Source organism: Pantoea sp. SM3 (assembly GCF_000963995.1).
Taxonomy (GTDB): Bacteria; Pseudomonadota; Gammaproteobacteria; order Enterobacterales; family Enterobacteriaceae; genus Pantoea; species Pantoea rwandensis_B.
On the sequence record NZ_JZRD01000008.1, the window covers coordinates 181372 to 200729 of the forward strand.

16 protein-coding genes are annotated in these 19358 nt (G+C 53.6%); 6 read left to right on the top strand and 10 right to left on the bottom strand.

The window, feature by feature from the left end:
* Entirely contained in the window at window positions 1–1335 is a 1335-nt protein-coding gene (locus tag VI01_RS05540) for an MFS transporter (RefSeq protein WP_045814293.1), read from the bottom strand.
* 443 nt (window positions 1336–1778) lie between these two features.
* Here VI01_RS05540 and VI01_RS05545 point away from each other — a divergent pair, with 443 nt between their 5' ends.
* The 5 genes from VI01_RS05545 (at window position 1779) to VI01_RS05565 (ending at window position 8246) form a co-directional block, all read left to right on the top strand.
* Window positions 1779–2237, top strand: a complete 459-nt coding sequence (locus tag VI01_RS05545) for an RpiB/LacA/LacB family sugar-phosphate isomerase (protein WP_038647043.1) — start codon at window positions 1779–1781, stop codon at window positions 2235–2237.
* A 29-nt stretch (window positions 2238–2266) separates the two neighbouring features.
* Window positions 2267–4258, top strand: coding sequence for a transketolase (gene tkt / locus VI01_RS05550; protein ID WP_045814294.1), 1992 nt, complete (start codon window positions 2267–2269; stop codon window positions 4256–4258).
* Between the two features lie 245 nt (window positions 4259–4503).
* On the top strand, window positions 4504–6156 hold the full coding sequence (hcp, locus tag VI01_RS05555) for a hydroxylamine reductase (RefSeq protein ID WP_045814295.1): 1653 nt from the start codon (window positions 4504–4506) through the stop codon (window positions 6154–6156).
* A gap of 8 nt (window positions 6157–6164) precedes the next feature.
* Window positions 6165–7133, top strand: coding sequence for an NADH oxidoreductase (hcr, locus tag VI01_RS05560; protein WP_045814296.1), 969 nt, complete (start codon window positions 6165–6167; stop codon window positions 7131–7133).
* Window positions 7134–7229: 96 nt separating this feature from the next.
* Complete coding sequence (locus tag VI01_RS05565) at window positions 7230–8246, top strand: lipoate--protein ligase A (RefSeq protein WP_045814297.1); 1017 nt, start codon at window positions 7230–7232, stop codon at window positions 8244–8246.
* Here VI01_RS05565 and VI01_RS05570 read toward each other — a convergent pair.
* The 4 genes from VI01_RS05570 to VI01_RS05585 form a co-directional block, all read right to left on the bottom strand.
* Entirely contained in the window at window positions 8239–8817 is a 579-nt protein-coding gene (locus tag VI01_RS05570) for a TetR/AcrR family transcriptional regulator (RefSeq protein WP_045814298.1), read from the bottom strand. The genes VI01_RS05565 and VI01_RS05570 overlap by 8 nt on opposite strands.
* Window positions 8814–9410 carry an NAD(P)H-dependent oxidoreductase gene (locus VI01_RS05575; protein WP_045814299.1) on the bottom strand — a complete coding sequence of 199 codons (597 nt, stop codon included), beginning with the start codon at window positions 9408–9410 and terminating at the stop codon, window positions 8814–8816. Before VI01_RS05575 ends, VI01_RS05570 begins: the two co-directional genes overlap by 4 nt.
* A gap of 369 nt (window positions 9411–9779) precedes the next feature.
* Window positions 9780–10019: a hypothetical protein gene (locus tag VI01_RS05580; protein WP_045814300.1), complete on the bottom strand. Its 240-nt coding sequence runs from the start codon at window positions 10017–10019 to the stop codon at window positions 9780–9782.
* A gap of 142 nt (window positions 10020–10161) precedes the next feature.
* Window positions 10162–10842, bottom strand: a complete 681-nt coding sequence (locus VI01_RS05585; RefSeq protein ID WP_045814301.1) for a pirin family protein — start codon at window positions 10840–10842, stop codon at window positions 10162–10164.
* A 222-nt stretch (window positions 10843–11064) separates the two neighbouring features.
* On the opposite strand from VI01_RS05585, the gene VI01_RS05590 reads away from it, so the two are divergent.
* Window positions 11065–11628, top strand: a complete 564-nt coding sequence (locus VI01_RS05590; protein WP_045814302.1) for a TetR/AcrR family transcriptional regulator — start codon at window positions 11065–11067, stop codon at window positions 11626–11628.
* Window positions 11629–11630: 2 nt separating this feature from the next.
* On the opposite strand, the gene VI01_RS05595 is transcribed toward VI01_RS05590, so the two are convergent.
* From VI01_RS05595 to VI01_RS05620, 5 genes are all read right to left on the bottom strand, one after another.
* Complete coding sequence (locus tag VI01_RS05595; protein ID WP_045814303.1) at window positions 11631–12212, bottom strand: TetR/AcrR family transcriptional regulator; 582 nt, start codon at window positions 12210–12212, stop codon at window positions 11631–11633.
* A gap of 135 nt (window positions 12213–12347) precedes the next feature.
* A complete protein-coding gene (locus VI01_RS05600) occupies window positions 12348–13772 on the bottom strand; it encodes an efflux transporter outer membrane subunit (protein ID WP_045814304.1) in 1425 nt (474 codons plus the stop codon).
* Window position 13773: 1 nt separating this feature from the next.
* Window positions 13774–16935: an efflux RND transporter permease subunit gene (locus VI01_RS05605; RefSeq protein WP_045814305.1), complete on the bottom strand. Its 3162-nt coding sequence runs from the start codon at window positions 16933–16935 to the stop codon at window positions 13774–13776.
* A gap of 1 nt (window position 16936) precedes the next feature.
* A complete protein-coding gene (locus VI01_RS05610; RefSeq protein WP_045814306.1) occupies window positions 16937–18085 on the bottom strand; it encodes an efflux RND transporter periplasmic adaptor subunit in 1149 nt (382 codons plus the stop codon).
* 543 nt (window positions 18086–18628) lie between these two features.
* A complete protein-coding gene (locus tag VI01_RS05620; protein WP_045814308.1) occupies window positions 18629–19270 on the bottom strand; it encodes a hypothetical protein in 642 nt (213 codons plus the stop codon).
* Between the last annotated feature and the right edge of the window lie 88 nt (window positions 19271–19358).

A 19358-nucleotide genomic window follows, 5' to 3' on the forward strand; every position in this document is an offset into this window, starting at 1 on the left:
TTAGTGCTCCTGTGCGATAGAGGTCGGCTGAGACTGCGGGCGCTGGCGATTCAATAACAGCATAAGGACGGCTGACAGCAGCATGAAGCCACCGACCACGAACATCGGTAACACATAGCTGTTGGTGGCGTCATGCAGTGCGCCAGTGATGTAGCCCGCGGAGAAGCCCGCCACGTTTCCTAAGGTGTTGATAAGTGCGATAGCCGCTGCGGCTGATGCGCCGGTCAGGAACTGCGTTGGCAGCGTCCAGAAGTTAGGCAAGGCAGCGAAGATGGAGCTGGCCGTAATCGCGATCACCATGATGGTGGTGAACGGTGAATCCATATACAGCGCCAGTGGCACGCTGATACCACCGGCCAGCGCTGGAATCGCGATGTGCCAGGTTTTGCAACCACGACGGGTGGCATCTTTTGACCAGAAGTACATCACTGCGGCAGCAATCAGGTATGGCACGCCGGTAATTAAGCCTTTCTGCATTACGTTAAAGGTGGTTCCGAACTGCTGCTGGAAGCCGCCGATAATGGTTGGCAGGAAGAAGGCAAGCGCATACAGGCCATAGATAAAGCCGAAGTAGATCAGGCACAGCGTCCACACACGGCCGTTGCCCATCACTGAACGCAGGCTGTGTTTCTTATGGCCCTGCTTCTGCTGGTGCTCCGCTTCCAGCTCGTTGGTCAGCCAGGTCTTCTCATCTGCGGTTAACCACTTCGCCTGACGCGGTGAGTCCACCAGCCAGAACAGCGCCACGATACCGATCAGAATCGCCGGGATGGAAACACCCAGGAACATCACGCGCCAGCCATCCAGACCAAACAGACCGTGTTGCTCAATCAAGCCTGCCGCCAGGGGCGCACCGAATACCACGGTCAGCGGCTGTGCCAGATAGAACAAGGACAGGATTTTGCTGCGATGACGTCCCGGTACCCACATGCTCAGATAAAGAATCGCGCCCGGGAAGAAGCCCGCTTCAGCAATACCCAGCAGCAGGCGCAGCGTATAGAGGCCTTCGACACTGCTCACCCAGGTGAACAGCAGCGAGACAATACCCCAGCTGATCATGATGCGTGCCAGCCAGCGACGTGCGCCGAACTTATGCAACGCCAGGTTGCTCGGCACTTCCAGCAGGATATAACCGATAAAGAAGATGCCGGATGCCAGACCAAACTGCACACCTGTCAGACCGAGGTCCTGAGTCATGCCATTGGGGCCAGCAAAAGAAATTGCGGTGCGGTCAAGGAAGTTAATAAAGAACATCAGTGCCACGAAAGGCACCAGACGCCAGGAGATTTTGCTGATAGCGGATTTCTCAATCGCCGTCATGTTTTGCTGACTCATAACGCACCTCCGTGACGTGCGTGGTTAAAACGGTTGTTTGGTGTTGACCAGACGCCAAAAGAGCGCTGGCTGCAGGTGTACTGAGAGGTACGGTGTAAATGACACATGTTCGAGTCCTCAAGGGGTCTTCTTGTACATTGGTATCGTTATGCGAACAAATGAACACTACACGTATAAATGCTCATCTCTCAACTGCAATGATTGAAAATGTGAGCCTGCTCATGAGATTTGATTTTGGCCCTGAATCGGAAAAATACGCAGAAATGCGGCGCAATCCGCGTGGCATCAGCCCCTGCTACGGGGTTCATCACCCAAACAGCACGCAAAACATATGAACAACCATTGAACATATGATTGTATTTATGGCAGGCTGTCAGTGAACATCTTCTCGCCTACGTAACAAACGTTCAGGCGTCAGAACAAAACCTTGCTGGAGAATGACGATGAAAACAATCGCAATCGGCGCCGATGATGCGGCTATCGAATTGAAAAACATCATTAAAAAACTGCTTGAAGAGAAAGATTACCAGGTGACGGATTACACCAATGACGCGCAAAACGACCGTCCAATGTATCCGGACGTGGCTTTTGCACTGGCAACGGCTATCCAGAAGAATGAATTTGAACGCGGAATTCTGCTATGCGGTACCGGTATCGGCGTAGCAATCGTGGCAAATAAAGTGGAAGGCGTACGTGCGGCACAGTGTCATGACACTTTCTCCGCTGAACGCGCGCGTAAAAGCAACAATGCCCAGATTATGACCATGGGTGCACGCGTTATCGGACCTGAACTGGCGAAAAATATCGTCAATGCCTGGCTGGCCTCCGAGTTTGAAGGTGGCGGCTCCACCGCCAAAGTCGAGAAGATCGGTTACTACGAACAAGTTTCACATACTAAATAATCACCGACTTCTTACCTCTGGAGAACCTTATGTCAACACGCCGGGAAAGAGCCAACGCCATCCGTGCTTTAAGCATGGATGGCGTACAACAAGCCAAGTCAGGTCATCCGGGTGCCCCGATGGGCATGGCGGACATCGCCGAAGTTTTGTGGCTCGATTTTTTACAGCACAATCCAAACAATCCTAAGTGGGCTAACCGTGACCGCTTCGTCCTGTCGAATGGCCACGGCTCGATGCTGATCTACAGCCTGCTGCACCTGAGCGGCTACGACCTGCCACTCAGCGAACTGAAGAATTTCCGCCAGCTGCATTCAAAAACCCCGGGTCATCCGGAATACGGCTACACGCCGGGCGTGGAAACCACTACCGGGCCGCTGGGTCAGGGGATTGCAAATGCGGTGGGCTTCGCGATTGCCGAGCGCACGCTGGCCGCGCAGTTTAACCGACCTGGTCACGACATCGTCGATCACCACACCTATGTGTTTATGGGCGACGGCTGCATGATGGAAGGGATCTCGCACGAGGTCTGCTCGATCGCCGGGACTCTGAAGCTGGGGAAACTGGTGGCCTTCTATGACGACAACGGTATTTCCATCGATGGTCATGTGGATGGCTGGTTCACGGATGATACCGCAGCACGCTTCGAAGCCTACGGCTGGCACGTGGTGCGCGGCGTAGATGGTCATGACGGCGAAGCCATCAAGAAAGCGGTTGAAGAAGCCAAAGCGGTTACAGACAAACCTTCCCTGCTGATGTGCAAAACCGTGATTGGTTTTGGCTCACCGAATAAAGCCGGTACCCATGATGTGCATGGCGCACCGTTAGGCGATGACGAAATTGCCCAGACCCGCCAACATCTGGGCTGGCACCACGCGCCGTTCGAAGTCCCTACAGAAATCTATGCCCAGTGGGATGCGAAAGAAGCCGGTCAGGCGAAAGAGTCTGCGTGGGAGGCTAAAGTCGCGGCCTATGCCGAGGCTCACCCGGAGCTGGCGGCGGAATTTAACCGTCGCATAAATGACGCATTACCCGATAACTGGGAAACCGAGTCGCAACAATTTATCCAGCATCTACAGGCTAATCCAGCGAAAATCGCCAGCCGTAAAGCGTCGCAGAATGCGATTGAAGCCTTTGGCAAGATCCTGCCGGAGTATCTGGGGGGATCGGCGGATCTCGCGCCCAGCAACCTGACCATGTGGTCGGGTTCTAAACCCATCAATGAAGATCCTGCCGGTAACTACATTCATTACGGCGTACGCGAATTCGGTATGACCGCCATCGCCAACGGCATCGCGCTGCACGGTGGTTTCCTGCCCTACACCGCAACTTTCCTGATGTTCGTGGAGTATGCACGTAACGCGGCACGTATGGCGGCGTTGATGAAAGTGCGTCAGATTATGGTCTACACCCATGACTCAATCGGCCTGGGCGAAGATGGACCAACGCACCAGCCAGTAGAACAGATGGCCAGCCTGCGCGTGACGCCCAATATGAGTCTGTGGCGTCCGTGTGATCAGGTTGAGTCTGCCGTGGCCTGGAAATACGCTATCGAGCGTGTCAACGGCCCTACCGCGCTGATCTTCTCGCGTCAGAATCTGGCACAGCAGGATCGCAGCGCGGAGCAACTGGCCAACGTAGTGCGCGGTGGTTATGTACTGAAAGACAGTGGAGGTACGCCAGAGCTGATCCTGATCGCCACCGGTTCAGAAGTGGAACTGGCCGTTGCCGCTTACGAGCAGCTGACCCAGGAAGGCCGCAAAGTACGTGTGGTGTCAATGCCCTCTACCGATGCTTTCGACAAGCAGGATGCAGCCTACCGTGAATCGGTATTGCCAAAAGCGGTGGCAGCGCGTGTGGCCATCGAAGCGGGTATCGCAGATTACTGGTTCAAATACACTGGCCTGAATGGCGCTATCGTGGGCATGACCACCTTCGGTGAGTCTGCTCCAGCAGAGCTGCTGTTCAAAGCGTTCGGTTTCACCGTTGAAAACGTGGTGAACACCGCGAAATCTCTTCTGTAATCAGCGGTCGCCCACCGTGGCGGCCTTACAGATGCCGATACCGGGTGCGCATTGCGCACCTGTTTTTGATGCGCTGTTTTCGCCACTCACATCAATACGCAAATAAACCTCGTTAGAATGTCCCTGCACGAAATTGCGCTAAATCAATCTCCCCTTAAGTAACCTGCAAATCCGCTGGTCAGTCAGCAAAATCAAGCCTAGCTTAAAGATGCATTTAAAATACAACTTATACGCAAGGTGTGATTATGTTCTGTGTGCAATGTGAGCAAACCATTCGAACTCCCGTGGCCAACGGATGTTCTTACGCGCAGGGAATGTGCGGCAAGACCGCTGAAACCTCCGACTTACAGGATTTATTGATTGCAACGCTGCAAGGGCTCTCGGCATGGGCCTGCAAAGCGCGCGAATATGACCTGATTGACCACGCGGTCGACAGCTTCGCCCCGCGCGCCTTCTTTTCCACCCTCACTAACGTCAACTTTGATCCGATTCGCATCGTCGGTTACGCGCGTGAAGCGATAGCCAAACGTGAAGCACTAAAAGCGCTGTGCCTGGCGCTCGATGCCCATGCGCAGGTCGACCATCCAATGGCCGATTTACAGCTGGTCAGTGACGACCTCGGCGATCTGCAAAGGCAAGCGGCGGCCTTTATCCCCAACCGCGATAAAGCCGCCATCGGTGACAACATTCTCGGCTTACGCTTGCTTTGTCTCTATGGGCTGAAGGGTGCAGCGGCGTACATGGAACACGCGCATGTCCTCGGTCAATATGACAACGCCATCTACGCACGTTATCACACCATCATGGCGTGGCTCGGCACCTGGCCAGCGGAGATGAATGCATTGCTTGAATGTGCGATGGATATCGGCCAGATGAATTTCAGCGTGATGCAAATCCTCGATGCGGGTGAAACCCATGCTTATGGCCATCCCACCCCCACTCAGGTCAACGTCAAAGCGGTCGCGGGTAAAAGCATCTTGATTTCCGGTCATGACCTGAAAGATCTCTATCACCTGCTGCAACAAACCGAGGGCACAGGCGTTAACGTCTACACTCATGGCGAAATGTTGCCTGCGCATGGCTATCCTGAACTGCGTAAATTCAAACACCTGGTGGGTAACTACGGCAGCGGCTGGCAGAACCAGCAGGTTGAATTCGCGCGCTTCCCTGGCCCTATTGTGATGACATCCAACTGCATCATCGATCCGCATGTTGGCTCGTATCAGGATCGTATCTGGACGCGCAGCATCGTTGGCTGGCCTGGCGTCAATCATCTGGAAGGTGACGATTTCAGCCCTGTGATTTCACAAGCCTTGCAGCTCAACGGTTTCCCTTACAGTGAGATTGAACATCTCATCACCGTGGGCTTTGGCCGACAAACACTGCTCGGCGCGGTCGATACGCTGATCGACCTCGTCAGCCGGGAAAAATTGCGCCACGTATTTTTAGTCGGTGGCTGCGACGGTGCACGCGGTGAACGCAATTACTTCACGGATTTTGCCACCCAGGTGCCGGCAGATTGCCTGATCTTAACGCTGGCTTGCGGGAAGTATCGCTTTAACAAACTCGATTTCGGTGACATTGAAGGCTTACCGCGTCTGGTGGATGCCGGACAGTGCAACGATGCCTATTCAGCCATCATGTTGGCCGTAACCCTGGCAGAGAAACTGGGCTGCGGCGTCAATGAACTGCCACTCTCGCTAGTGCTGTCCTGGTTTGAACAAAAGGCGATTGTGATTCTGCTGACGTTGCTGTCTCTGGGTGTCACTAATATTGTCACCGGCCCCACTGCGCCCGGCTTCCTGACACCGGACCTGCTTGCCGTGTTGAATGAGAAATTTGGCCTGCGCCAGGTCACCACCGTTGAGCAAGATATGCAACAGATGCTGAGCGCATAGGAGACACCATGACCATGCCAACCCCACTGTGCCCATGGCGCATGCAAGTCCATCATATTTACCAGGAAACGCCTGATGTCTGGACGCTATCGCTGATATGCCATGATTACTATCCCTACCGCGCAGGCCAATACGCCCTCGTGAATATCGGTCATCAAAAGGAGACACTGCGCGCCTATACGCTGTCGTCAACGCCGGGCGTCAGTGAATACATCACACTGACCGTCAGACGTATTGAAAACGGCGCTGGGTCAAACTGGCTCACACAGCAGGTGAAACGCGGTGACTACCTGAGGCTATCGGATGCCCAGGGCACATTTACCTGTGACACCCTCGCCAGCAACAAACTGCTATTACTGGCAGCAGGTTGCGGCGTCACGCCGGTGATGTCGATGCGCCGTTGGCTGGCTGCTCATCGCCCTGACGTGGATGTGCAGGTAATCTACAGCGTGCGCTCACCGCAGGATGTGATTTTCGCAGATGAGTGGCAGAACTATCCCGTGACGCTGTTGGCGGAGAATCAGGCAAGCGCAGGATTTGCGGCTGGGCGTTTAACACAGGCGATGCTGAGTGCCGTTCCGGACCTCGCCGAACGGACACTTTTCTGCTGTGGTCCTGCACCCTATATGGAATGGGTAGAAAACACAGCGCGAGAAATGGGGGTTTTACACGTCTTTAAAGAGCCCTTCTTCACCCCTGCGGCGCCCGCGGCGAGTGAAGGCGTGAAGGTGAGCAAACTGTCTGAAGCGAAAACCTTCTTTGCAGCCCATGGCGACTCATTGTTGCAGGCGCTGGAGAGCAATCAGGTAGCGGTAAATGCCGCCTGTCGCGAAGGCGTGTGTGGCTGCTGCAAAACCCAGGTGCTTGCCGGTGAATACAGCGTCAGCAGTACGCTGACCCTGACCGAACAAGAGATCGCTGCGGGCTATGTGCTGGCCTGCTCTTGCCAGCCATTAAGTGATTTAGTGGTGGCATAAGAGGTAAAAAACGCGCTTCAATGGAAGGGCGTTTTTCTTACCTTTCCTTGCCGTAACGCGTAAGCTACGCCCCTCTCTCAAGGAACTGGAGGAAACATGTCCACCCTACGTTTGCTGATCTCTGACTCACACGATCCCTGGTTTAATCTCGCGGTGGAAGAGTGCATCTTCCGCCAGATGCCCACTACCCAGCGCGTGTTGTTTTTATGGCAAAACGCCGAAACGGTGGTCATTGGCCGCGCACAAAATCCGTGGAAAGAGTGCAATACGCGCAGGATGGCAGAAGATGGCATCAAACTGGCGCGACGCAGCAGCGGCGGCGGTGCGGTGTTCCATGATCTGGGCAATGCTTGTTTCACCTTTATGGCCGGTAAACCTGAATACGATAAAACCGTCTCGACGGCGATTATTTTGCAGGCGCTTGAGAAGCTCGGTATGCGCGCCGAAGCCTCCGGTCGCAATGACATCGTGGTCAATGTGAATGGCGATATGCGCAAGATCTCCGGTTCCGCCTATCGTGAAACGCCCGATCGCGGTTTTCACCACGGCACTTTCCTGATGAGCGCCGATCTTTCACGTCTTGCTGATTATCTTAACCCGGACATCAAAAAGCTTCAGGCTAAAGGGATCTCGTCGGTGCGTTCACGCGTCGCTAATATTGCGGATTTTATCCCGGAGATCAGTTTTGCTGACATCCGTCGTGAAGTGATTGCCGCCTACTTCGCGCATTACCGCGAAACCTGCGAGCCCGAATATATTTCACCTGAAGCGCTGCCAGACCTTCCCGGCTTTAAGGAGCAGTTTGCCCGACAGAGCAGCTGGGAGTGGAATTTTGGCCAGGCACCGGATTTCTCGCACCTGCTGCAGGAACGTTTTGTCTGGGGCGGCGTAGAAATGCACTTTGATGTTGAGCGTGGCACCATTAGCCGCAGTCAGATTTTCACCGATAGCCTTAATCCCGCACCGTTAGAAACGCTGGCGATGAGGCTACAAGGTGTGGTGTATCGCCCGGAATCCCTGCAGGCTGCCATGCAAGAACTGATTGCGGCGTTTCCGGAGCAACAGAAGGAACTCAACGAATTGGCCAGCTGGCTGGTGAACAGCATCAGATAAGATGGCGTTGCACCAGCGCCTCAATCAGTCCCTGCAGTTCCTTTACGCCATCCAGTTGCCGAATATCGCTACACACCACGGCATTTGAGATGGCGTCTGCCGCGCCCAGTAAGCCCCACAAGCTGGATTGCGGCAGCTTCGCCTCAGCAAACCACAAACGAAACTTCGCCATGAAATCGAGTTGGTATTTGCGCTTCACTTCGGCCAATTCGGGCGTGCTGTTGAGCGCTGACAGCACATCGGGGATCTCGCGCCCCTGAGTGAGTACACAGTTCACATAACAAGCCGCCACCGTGCTGGCACGTTCCGTCAGTTCGCCCCCCGCCTTTGCCATCGCCGCATCAATCACAGCGTTTTGCCGCACGTCAAAGTCCTCATACAGCGCAGCGAGCAATCCGTGTCGGGTACCAAAATGCTCATACACCACGGGCTTACTGACACCCGCTTCGACCGCCACCCGTCCTAAGGTCAGCGCATCACTGCCGTGCGAGCGCACCAGGTTCCACGCCGTGCTGATGAGCTGCTCGCGGCGTTCGTCAAAGGTCATACGCTGGCGCGTTGGTGAGTTCATGCAGGTTCCTTCAAAGTGAAAAGTCGCTGTCCCAACTGCCGGGCGAGCGCGTAATGCGCATCAGGATAAACCTCATCGGACGGCAACAACAGTTCGCTGGTGATCACAGGCGCGCCGCAATAGCCGAAGATCCCCTCATCGATCTGATTGCGCATACAGCTGAAATAACCGCGTCGCAAATACGTGCGCGTATTCGCCGCCCCCAGCGCCAGCAGATGCACCTGAAGATGCCCCAACTTCTTTATCACCTTTTCACCGGTATCGTCATACGCCCAGCCCTGGGTAAATACGCGGTCAATCCATCCTTTCAATTGTGCCGGGAACGACCACCAGTAAATCGGATACACCAATACCAGCGCATCCGCACGGTTCAGACGTTGTTGTTCAGCCAACACATCCGCAGGTGAAACAGTGCCTGATTTGAACTGATCGAAATCCGCCTGGTTGAAGCGCGGGTCGAATTGCTCAGCGGCTAAATCGGCGATTTCAACACTGTGCAAACCACTCGCCGTGATGCCTGCTGCAAGGTGTGTGACCACAGCGTGCGTATGCGAATGGCTGTCAGGATGGGCCGTAACGATAAGCGTATGCATGGGAATCATCTCCGAGATTGATTGACCTACCATTGGTAACTTACCAAAAGTAGGTTGTCAATGGCTTATTTGTCATGCGACTTGAAGGTGCAATGCCCTATGGTCGAGCCAAGGGGGGATGACAAAGTTTGGGGTTGGCTGGAAGACTTGGTTGCGCAGGAGATGACGATTCCTGGGTGGGTTTGTCTGATTTGGCGAGTTTGGCTGATTTGGCTGATTTGGCGAGTTTGGCGACTTTGGCGACTTTGGCGAGTTTGGCGAGTTTGCCGAGTTTGCCGAGTTTGCCGAGTTTGCCGAGTTTGCCGAGTTTAGTGATGATCCAGACCGGTGTTCCATACCTTCAATGGGTTTTATCAAAGCGGGCATAATCTAAATGGCCGTAGCACCGCTGATGCTGCAAGGGCTATCCGCAGCGCTGAGGCTTTTACGTTGTGCCAGGAGCCAGGCGCAGGGATGCGCCGGGCAGTTCGGGTTGGCCAGGACGGCCTTACCCGAACGATCCGTCGGCACGACGTGGAAGCCGAGGGTACCGCGTAAGCGGCGCGAGGACGGCCCGGCAGCAGCAGCGGTGCTACGGCCCACACCGGCACATACAAAAAAGGCTGCCATTTCTTGATCAATGGCAGCCCTTACACCAGGCAAAAATCTTAGGATGCGCCTTAACAAACAATTTGCTACAACAAACCCTACCCAAGAGCCCTAATGGCCCTCGCCATAGCACGCTTTCTCATGAGCCCTTTTCTAGCCAGGCTCACCCCAACGTGACACCGTCACTCACCAGAAAAGCGATCACTATCGCGTCACGCTCGCCACGCACATCAGGTAAAGCGCCCTGCTCACTGATCGAATCCCCTGGCATCAACCGCTCATCGCCAACACGCACAATGCCATCCAGTAATGTTAGCCAGGTTGAGTAACCGGCAAGATGTGGCACCTCAACCTGTGCGCCCCGCTCCACTTTGAGATCATAAATAAAAACGTCCTGACCCAACGGCAACGGTGCATCGCTACTTTCTGGCCCCGCCAGCAAAGTCCAGGCGTTTAGCGGCAACCCATCCGCGCGAGTGAAATCCACGGTGCGTGGCGCACCGCCGCTTTTAGCCGGACGGATATAGGCCTGCAGCATCTCGGTTTCAATAAAAGGTGCAGACTCTTCATAACGCACTCCACTTCCTGCGCTCACCACCATGGCGCGTTTGGCGTTCAGCGCAATTTTGTCGCCATTTTCAGCAAGGTGTTGTGCGGAACCGCGCCAGACGTAGCTAAAAATCTCTTCATCTTGCCGTGTATGCATCGGAATACGCGCATCCATTTTCAACGACATCTGATCAACAATCGCCAACGCGCCAAAAGCCTCACCGGGTCTTTGCCGGCGGATGGTAAAGGGACCGTATTCAAACAACTGGTCGCGCTGGGCTCGCATCACGTTCATGGTTTGCTCCTCAAAATGTGGCTATGCACATCATGATAGCGGCGAGAAAATCCCAGAACAGGTGTTCGATTTGCTCGCTTATGTCAAAATTTTTGAATATTAATAACCCGTAGCAATAATAAGAGACAGAAACATCACTCAGACCGCCAACTTTCAGCATTCAGGGTTAGTCAGCCTGCACATTTTTGCGTAAAATACACTTTTCCGTGATGAGTAAATAACATGAATCGCAGCGAACAGATTCTTGATGCAGCCGAACAGTGTATGCGCCTAAAAGGTTTTCATCAAACCTCCATTCAGAATATTGCCAGCCAGGCAGACGTTAGCATTGGTTTAATCTACAAATATTACAAAAATAAAGAAGCCATTATTGAAGCGTTGGTAACGAATGTAGTTCAACGCATGATTGCATTATTAAATGCTGATTTTGAGCGAATTGCCCATGCAGGAGGCGTGACGCATTCGGTGCAGGACATTGTGCCGCCTGAAGTCGAGCACAGTATTGTCTTACTAATGGAAGTCTCATCTGAAGCCACACGTAATGAGCGTATTCGTCAGATTATGAATGATGCGTGGCAGGTATTGAAAAATAATTTTATTACTCAGGAACAGACGCTTAATCCGTCACTGGATGCCAGCGTTATCAATACCCGATTGCACATCATTTCACTGGTGATTGATGGCATGATCATCCGCCGTTGCATGAAACAGCGTGAGGTACCTGTCGGGTTTATGCCTTTCTTCGATGCCATCACACGTGACATCAATCAACATGATAAGGTTTGATATCAGCCAAACAGATGATGCGAAAGAATGCCATTGATCCTGCCTTTTTCCCGATGATCGAGGGTATTATCGCCAAAGGCGCGACAGGCAACGCCATCCACCAGCATCAATAAGAATTGAATACGATCATTGCACTGCTGATCACTCACGCCAGGGCTCTGTTGGCATAATGATGTCTCCAACTCCGCAATTAATAATTGTTCTTCCTGCGCCAGAACTGCGCGCACAGCTTGATTACGCGATGCTTCCGAATACATCTCCAGCAATAAACAGCGATCCTGATAAGGCCAATCCTGCCAAAAGCCGGATTCCGTATTGATAATATCAGCGGTACTACTTTGACGCGGAAGATTATTTTGCAGAAACAGACGCCAATTCACAGCAATACTCTTAATGGTTTCACTAACGATTAATTCTTTGCTCTCAAAATAACGATATATCTGCCCTGCTCCCAAGCCAGATTCACGGCTAATATCCGCCATGCTGGCACCATGAAAACCCGACTGACTAAAGCAGACTTTAGCCGCTGAAATAATCAGCTGCTGTCGTTGCTGAAAGAATTCTTCATTCTCTGATTTGCTCAATCATGACTCCTAAAATGTCCACAGCGTAATTATTGTTTTTTCATAGGATACGCGAAGGCGTTTCTCACTGAAATAGTGATAAAAAACCCGGTTACATTTTTCACCGGGCCGATACATTACCGGCCCGGGAAAGCGTTACAGTTTCAGTTCAGATTCTTTCAATGCCGTACCGCCACCCAATACTTTGTAGAAAGTATTCAGGTTTTGGTAGTAGGCCTGCTCAACACTGACCAAACTGGTCCGCGCCGTGTAGAGCGTACGCTGGGCAGTTAACGCATTCAGATAGGTATCAACACCGTTCTGATAACGCAGGTCGGCCAAATGATAGTAAGTCTGCGATGCAGCAACATTATTACGTTGGCTGGTCAACTGATCGTTGATGGTGCCACGTCGTGCCAGCGCATCCGCGACTTCAGAGAAAGCGGTTTGCACAGACTTCTCATACACCGCAACGTAATACTCTTTCTGCGCTTTGGTGTAGTTCAGGTAGGAAACGTTATAGCCACCTTTGAAAATCGGCAGCGAAATGCTCGGTGCAAACGACCAAATGCCTGCGCCGTTTTTAAACAGTGAAGACAAATCGGCACTGCCAACACCTCCGCTTGCCGTCAGCGTAATGCTCGGGAAAAAGTTGGCTCGCGCAGCGCCGATATTGGCATTGGCCGCTTTTAGGTTGTGCTCGGCCTGCAATACGTCTGGGCGATTGTTCAGTGCCTCCGATGACACGCCAGCAGGTACGGTTTTCAAAGCATTGCCAATCGACTCAATATCCTGGGGTAACAGGCTATCCGGCACACGCTTCCCGACCACCAAATCCAGCGCATTCTTATCCTGCGCCACGCTGGTGGTATAGCTGGCCACATCTGCCTGTGCAGATTGATAAGTCGTTTCTGCTGAAGCCACATCCACCATCGAATCCACGCCGTTTTGCAGACGTTTGCGCGTCACCTCCAGCGACTGACGCGCACTCTCTGCCGTCTCTTTCGCGATCGCCAGATTACTGCGATCCGCCGCCAGCTGTAACCAGTAATCCACCGTGTTATACAGCACCGTCAGGCGCGTGCTGCGAGCGCCCTCCAGCGTACCAAGATAGGTTTCATACTGCTGACGCGAAAGACTCTGATTCTTGCCAAACAGGTCCAGCTCGAAGGAGCTCACGCTGCCTTCCGCCGAATAAGTATTACTGAGCGCGGTTTGATTCCCCTCGCCCGTCAACGCACGCGAACGGGTGCCGCTCACGCCTGCGCTAATCGTCGGGAAGAGATCGGCGCGCTGCTCGCCGTACTGTGCGTGTGCCGATTTCACACTGGCGACCGCTTCACGCAGATCGCGGCTGCTGTCCAGCGCCATCGCCACCACCTGACGCAGCTTGCTATCCAGCACATAATCCTGCCAGCTGATATCACGATAATTCGCTGGCGTGCCCTGCAAGCCACGATAGGCATCGCCGGTTGGCGTGCTGGTGCTGACCGCATCATGGGGACGATCGTAGTGCGGATCGAGTGACACACAGCCCGCGAGAAAGCACGGTAACAACACCATTAATAATTTTGCAGACATATTACTCCTCCGCCTTCACAGCTGATTCGGTTGACTGTGCATCGTCATGCGGAATCGCCGGAAACACGCGACGGACCAGAACAAAGAACAGCGGTACAAAGAAGATGGCCAGTAACGTTGCTGTCAGGGTGCCGCCGATAATACCTGTCCCGATAGCAATACGGCTGTTAGCACCCGCGCCGGTAGAAATCGCCAGCGGCAGCACCCCAGCAGTGAACGCCAGTGACGTCATGATGATCGGACGCAAACGCATCGTGGCGGCATGAATCGCAGCTTTCACCAGATTCTCGCCTTTGCGGTAATTTTCCTCCGCAAACTCCACAATCAGAATCGCGTTCTTCGCGGATAGGCCGATGATGGTGAGCAACGCCACCTGGAAGTACACATCGTTTTCCAGACCGCGCAACGTAATCGCCAGAAGTGATCCAATCACCCCTAACGGCACCACCATCATCACCGAGAACGGCACCGACCAGCTTTCATACAGCGCGGCAAGACACAGGAACACCACAATCAGGGAAATGCCATACAACGACATCGCCTGGTTGCCAGAAAGTTTTTCCTGATAAGAGAGTCCACTCCACGCAAAGGTTGTGCCAGCCGGTAGTTTGGCCGCCAGCTTTTCCATTGCGGTGATGGCATCGCCCGAACTCTTGCCCGATGCTGACGATCCCTCAATTTCATAAGAAGCCAGGCCGTTATAGCGTGACAACACATCTGGACCGTAAGCCCATTTTGAGGAGGCGAACGACGAGAACGGCACCATGGTGGTGTTACTGCTGCTATCCGTTCCGCGCACATACCATTGGTCGATATCTTCAGGCTTACTGCGGAACTGTTGATCGCCCTGCATATACACTTTCTTCACGCGACCACGATCGGTGAAGTCGTTGATGTAACTCCCGCCAATCGCTGCACTCAGCGTGTCGTTAATGTCGCTAATGGTCAGCCCCAGCGATTGCGCTTTGGCATCATCAATACTGACATCCAACTGCGGCAGATCTGGCAGTGAGTTCGCGCGTACCGCACTCAAAACCGGGTCCTGATTGGCTTCGGCAATCAGCTGGTTACGCATTTTCAGCAGTTGGTCGCGATCGGTGGCCCCGCGCGCCTGTAATTCAAAGGTAAAGCCGTTCGATTGACCTAACCCCGATACTGAAGGCGGTGAAAGTACAAAGATCTGCGCGTCACGGATGCTGGAGAGCGCAGCCATCGCGCGGCCTGCAATGGCATCGGCGCTGTTCTCCGTGCCTTTACGCTCGCTCCAGTTTTTCAGCGAGATAAAACCAATACCGGCGTTTTGTCCGCTACCGGCAAAGCTGAAACCGTTAACCAGCATGCTAACGTTAACGTTATCTTTTTCTTTGGTGGCAAAGTACTGCTGTACCTGCTGACGGACTTCACTGGTACGGTTTTCCGTGGCACCCGGTGCCAGCTGATACTGCACCATGATATAGCCCTGGTCTTCCGTCGGCAGGAAGCCGGTTGGCAAACGCATATACAGCACAGCACAACCGATCAACAACACGCCGTACAGCAGCAGGTAGCGCACTGAACTGTTCACCACATGGCCCACACCGTTTTGATAGCGCCCCTGCACTTTTTCATAACTGCGGTTAAACCAGCCAAAGAAACCTTGGGTGCCGCTTTCGTGGTTATGAGGTTTCAGTAAAGTTGCACAAAGTGCCGGCGTCAGTGTCAGCGCCACAATCACCGACAGCACCATCGACGACACAATGGTGATCGAGAACTGGCGATAGATCACACCGGTTGAACCACTGAAGAAGGTCATCGGCAGGAACACCGCCGACAGCACCAGCGCGATACCAATCAAAGCACCGGTAATCTCCTTCATTGATTTTTCCGTGGCCTGTCGCGGCGGTAACCCCTCCTCGCGCATCACGCGCTCAACGTTCTCCACCACCACAATCGCATCATCGACCAGCAAGCCGATGGCAAGCACCATGCCAAACATGGTTAAGGTGTTTATCGAGTAACCAAACAGCGACAGCACACCGAACGTACCCAGTAAAACCACCGGCACGGCAATCGCCGGAATCAACGTCGTACGAATGTTCTGCAGGAACACGAACATCACGATAACCACCAGGATCACCGCTTCGATCAGCGTTTTCACCACCTCTTCAATCGAGATTTTGACGAAGTCGGTGCTATCGAGTGGATAAGCAATCTCGTAGCCCGCCGGCATACTGCTACGGAACTCATTGATGGTGGCTTTCACCTGCTCAGCGGTGGAAAGCGCATTCGCACCTGATGCCAGCTGCACAGCGATACCGGATGCGGGATGGCCATTCGCCAACACGTTGGCACTGTAGTCTTCATCGCCCATTTCGACGCGCGCGACATCACTCAGTCGCACTACCGAACCGTCAGACTGACTCTTAAGCACGATGTTGCGGAACTGCTCTGGTGTTTGCAGACGCGAACGCGAACGTACTGTCGCCACCAACTGCTGCTCTTTGCTGGCTGGCTGTGCGCCCAATTGCCCAGAAGAAACCTGGGTATTTTGGCTCTCCAGCGCGGTAGTGACATCCGACGGCATCAGTGAATAGGACGCCAGCTTACTCGGGTCCAGCCAGATGCGCATCGCGTACTCGGCACCAAACACTTGCACGCTACCCACGCCGGAAACACGCGCCAGCGTATCTTCCATATTACTGACCATATAGTCAGCGACATCGGAAGAGCTGCTTTTATTGGTTTTGTCGTACACCGCCAGAATCAGCAGGAAGTCGCTCTGCGCTTTCTCCACGGTGACACCTTGCGTGGTGACCGCGGTAGGCAAACGGCTCTCTGCCTGCTGAACCTTGTTCTGTACCTGAACCTGGGCGATATCGGGATCGGTGCCCTGCTGGAAGGTCACATTGATCTTTACCTGCCCGGTCGATGCCGTGCTGGTGGAGTCAAAATAGAGCAACCCATCCAGCCCGGTGAGCTGCTGCTCAATCACCTGGGTGACGCTGCTCTCCAGCGTTTCCGCCGACGCACCGGTGTACGTTGCCTGAATACTGATCTGCGGTGGCGCGACGTCAGGATATTGCGCTACGGGCAGGCTGTTAATACTGAGTAGACCGAACATCATAATGCAGATGGCGATAACCCAGGCAAATACCGGCCGACGAATAAAGAACTGAGCCAACATATCAGTTACCCTCGCTGGTCGCGGCTTTATCGTTTGGCGTCACTTCCACGGCTTTAACACTCATGCCCGCCTGCACTTTTCCCGTGCCTTCAACAATCAACTTGTCACCACTATTGAGGCCAGAGGTGATCAGCCACTTATTCCCGATCACGCGATCGGCAACCACTTCACGGCTTTCGACTTTATTCTCTTTATCGACCACCAATGCCGTGGCGTTGCCTTTGGCATCACGGGTGATCCCCTGCTGCGGTGCCAGGATTGCGTCGGATTTTACGCCGTTCGTCACATTGGCGCGGACATACATGCCTGGCAGGAGCTCATGTTGCGGATTAGGGAAGATAGCGCGCAGCGTCACGGTGCCGGTGGCTTCATCTACCGACACCTCCGTCAGTTCCAGTTTGCCCGGATGGTCATAAGCACTGCCATCTTCGAGTTTCACCGTCACAGGCACGGCATCAGTGCTCTGCTGTAAGGAAGCCTGCTGACGCTTCAGTTTGAGCAGTTGGACGCTGGATTGCGTCAGATCGACATAAATTGGGTCGAGAGCACGAATCGTCGCCAGCGCAGTGGTTTGACTGGCGGTCACCAGCGCACCTGGTGTCACCGATGAAATGCCAATACGACCGCTGATCGGCGCTTTGATTTGGGTGTAATTCAGATTGATGCGCGCACTTTCTACAGCGGCACGATATTGGTCCACCGATGCCACGTTTTGCTGATAGGTTGCCAAAGCATCATCAGCATCCTGACGCGACACGCCGTTCTCTTTCACCAAAGCTGCATAACGCTCCGCTTTTAATTTGCTGCTTTTTACCAACGCCTGCGCGTTCTTTAATTGTGCGAGCGCTTGATCGTAACTGGCCTGATAGCTGGCCGGGTCGATCTGATATAACACCTGTCCGGCTTTCACTTCGTCGCCTTCGGTAAACAGGCGTTTCAGGATAATGCCCTCAACCTGCGGACGAACTTCGGATGTCATACTGCCGGTCACACGTCCGGCAAGTTGGCTGTCCAGCGTAACCGATTCGTTTTGCAACGTTTTCACACCCACTTCCGTTGTGGTGGCGTGGGTTTGCTGATTGCTGCTTTGATCGCAAGCGGCGACTAACAACACCAGTCCGGCGATCACACTGCGCTGAAAATTCTTCATGAATAACCCTGTAGTGAACGTTCATTCTCACCTCACAGTCTACCAAAACATCCATAGATCAACTGTCAGGAAAATGAAAAGAAAGAGAACGGCGCTAAGCTAAACGTGCGGAGCCAAACAGGGAGCTTAAAAAGTTCCGTGAGTGCTTATAAGCAACTGGCGAATAGGCAATTGATATGGGAATCAGTAAAGAAGTTGCTCTTGCGGCGGCGGAACCCGACATGCCAATACACAGGCCGATAGCGATACTAATGGCTTTACAACGCGCATAATAGACGTGGCGTGTGGTAACAGACTGACAATATTTATGTTATTAGGCTTTGCCGCCAAATATACGCTTTCCGTTTCTGTGGCTTTGCACTCAGAATTAATCGCTTCCCTGTCATTTAATCTGATTCACGGTGCAATCAGCGGCATCAGTGCGGGGATATTCTGGGGGAGCATGCTGATTTATTTCATTCCCTGGTATCGACAGCGTAAGAGATTATCCATTTAGCGGGTAAAAAAGGGAGGGCGCCACGTGCAGGCGTCCCTTCCGCGACATTAACGCTTTGCGATCACCGCGGCTAATGCCAGCTGCGGTATCGTCAATGGACGCTCGCTCTCCGGCATGCTGTTTGCGGCGGCTGCCATTGAGACCTGCGCCAGTGCTACGTGTTGTGCGCCCTGCTCGCGCCCCTGTTTTACCGCGTCGGCGATGAGCGCGTGATAGCGTTGATGATCGCCCGCTTTAAATGCGGCCCAGGCGTCAGGAATCAGTGCGACCTGCAGCTGTTTATCCGCTGGCAGCGTCGGTGGACAGAACAACAGACGGGTAGCCGCTAAAGTTGATTCAGCCGCGCAGAGCACCAATGCAGGCCCTGCCATTTGATGCAGTTGATCTGCCAGCATCCGATCTGCGCGATATACCGGGCAGCCCGTGTTCTGTGGAATGAAGGTGTCGGCCACGGGGCCCAGCGTTGAACAGGTGATCACTATCGCATCAAACCACGGAGTGAAACTGTGCAGCAACTGTGCCAAACGCTGTTGCTGCTGTTGCGTCATTCCGCCGCTCTCCTCTGCTTCAGCCAGCAGGTGCGGCATCACGATATGACTCAATGAATGAGCAGGTAATTCAAGTGATCGGGCCGCGTGGTCAAACAGCGCGATATTGCTGGCGGCAGTGTGCAGGCAAGCGATGGTCATGGGCTTCCTTATTGTTGTGCGATTGAAAAGTCCGCTTAGTCCCAGCGGCGTGATTGCAGTGGTAGATTATTGCTTCACCGTCTAATAA

Bases quoted from the DNA above. Each gene is read 5' to 3' on its own strand.
- hcp (WP_045814295.1), top strand. From the start codon at position 4,504: ATGTTCTGTGTGCAATGTGAGCAAACCATTCGAACTCCCGTGGCCAAC.
- hcr (WP_045814296.1), top strand. From the start codon at position 6,165: ATGACCATGCCAACCCCACTGTGCCCATGGCGCATGCAAGTCCATCAT.
- VI01_RS05585 (WP_045814301.1), bottom strand. From the start codon at position 10,842: ATGAACGTGATGCGAGCCCAGCGCGACCAGTTGTTTGAATACGGTCCC.
- VI01_RS05575 (WP_045814299.1), bottom strand. From the start codon at position 9,410: ATGCATACGCTTATCGTTACGGCCCATCCTGACAGCCATTCGCATACG.
- VI01_RS05580 (WP_045814300.1), bottom strand. From the start codon at position 10,019: ATGGCAGCCTTTTTTGTATGTGCCGGTGTGGGCCGTAGCACCGCTGCT.
- tkt (WP_045814294.1), top strand. From the start codon at position 2,267: ATGTCAACACGCCGGGAAAGAGCCAACGCCATCCGTGCTTTAAGCATG.
- VI01_RS05610 (WP_045814306.1), bottom strand. From the start codon at position 18,085: ATGAAGAATTTTCAGCGCAGTGTGATCGCCGGACTGGTGTTGTTAGTC.
- VI01_RS05565 (WP_045814297.1), top strand. From the start codon at position 7,230: ATGTCCACCCTACGTTTGCTGATCTCTGACTCACACGATCCCTGGTTT.
- VI01_RS05600 (WP_045814304.1), bottom strand. From the start codon at position 13,772: ATGTCTGCAAAATTATTAATGGTGTTGTTACCGTGCTTTCTCGCGGGC.
- VI01_RS05620 (WP_045814308.1), bottom strand. From the start codon at position 19,270: ATGACCATCGCTTGCCTGCACACTGCCGCCAGCAATATCGCGCTGTTT.
- VI01_RS05590 (WP_045814302.1), top strand. From the start codon at position 11,065: ATGAATCGCAGCGAACAGATTCTTGATGCAGCCGAACAGTGTATGCGC.
- VI01_RS05570 (WP_045814298.1), bottom strand. From the start codon at position 8,817: ATGAACTCACCAACGCGCCAGCGTATGACCTTTGACGAACGCCGCGAG.
- VI01_RS05540 (WP_045814293.1), bottom strand. From the start codon at position 1,335: ATGAGTCAGCAAAACATGACGGCGATTGAGAAATCCGCTATCAGCAAA.
- VI01_RS05545 (WP_038647043.1), top strand. From the start codon at position 1,779: ATGAAAACAATCGCAATCGGCGCCGATGATGCGGCTATCGAATTGAAA.
- VI01_RS05605 (WP_045814305.1), bottom strand. From the start codon at position 16,935: ATGTTGGCTCAGTTCTTTATTCGTCGGCCGGTATTTGCCTGGGTTATC.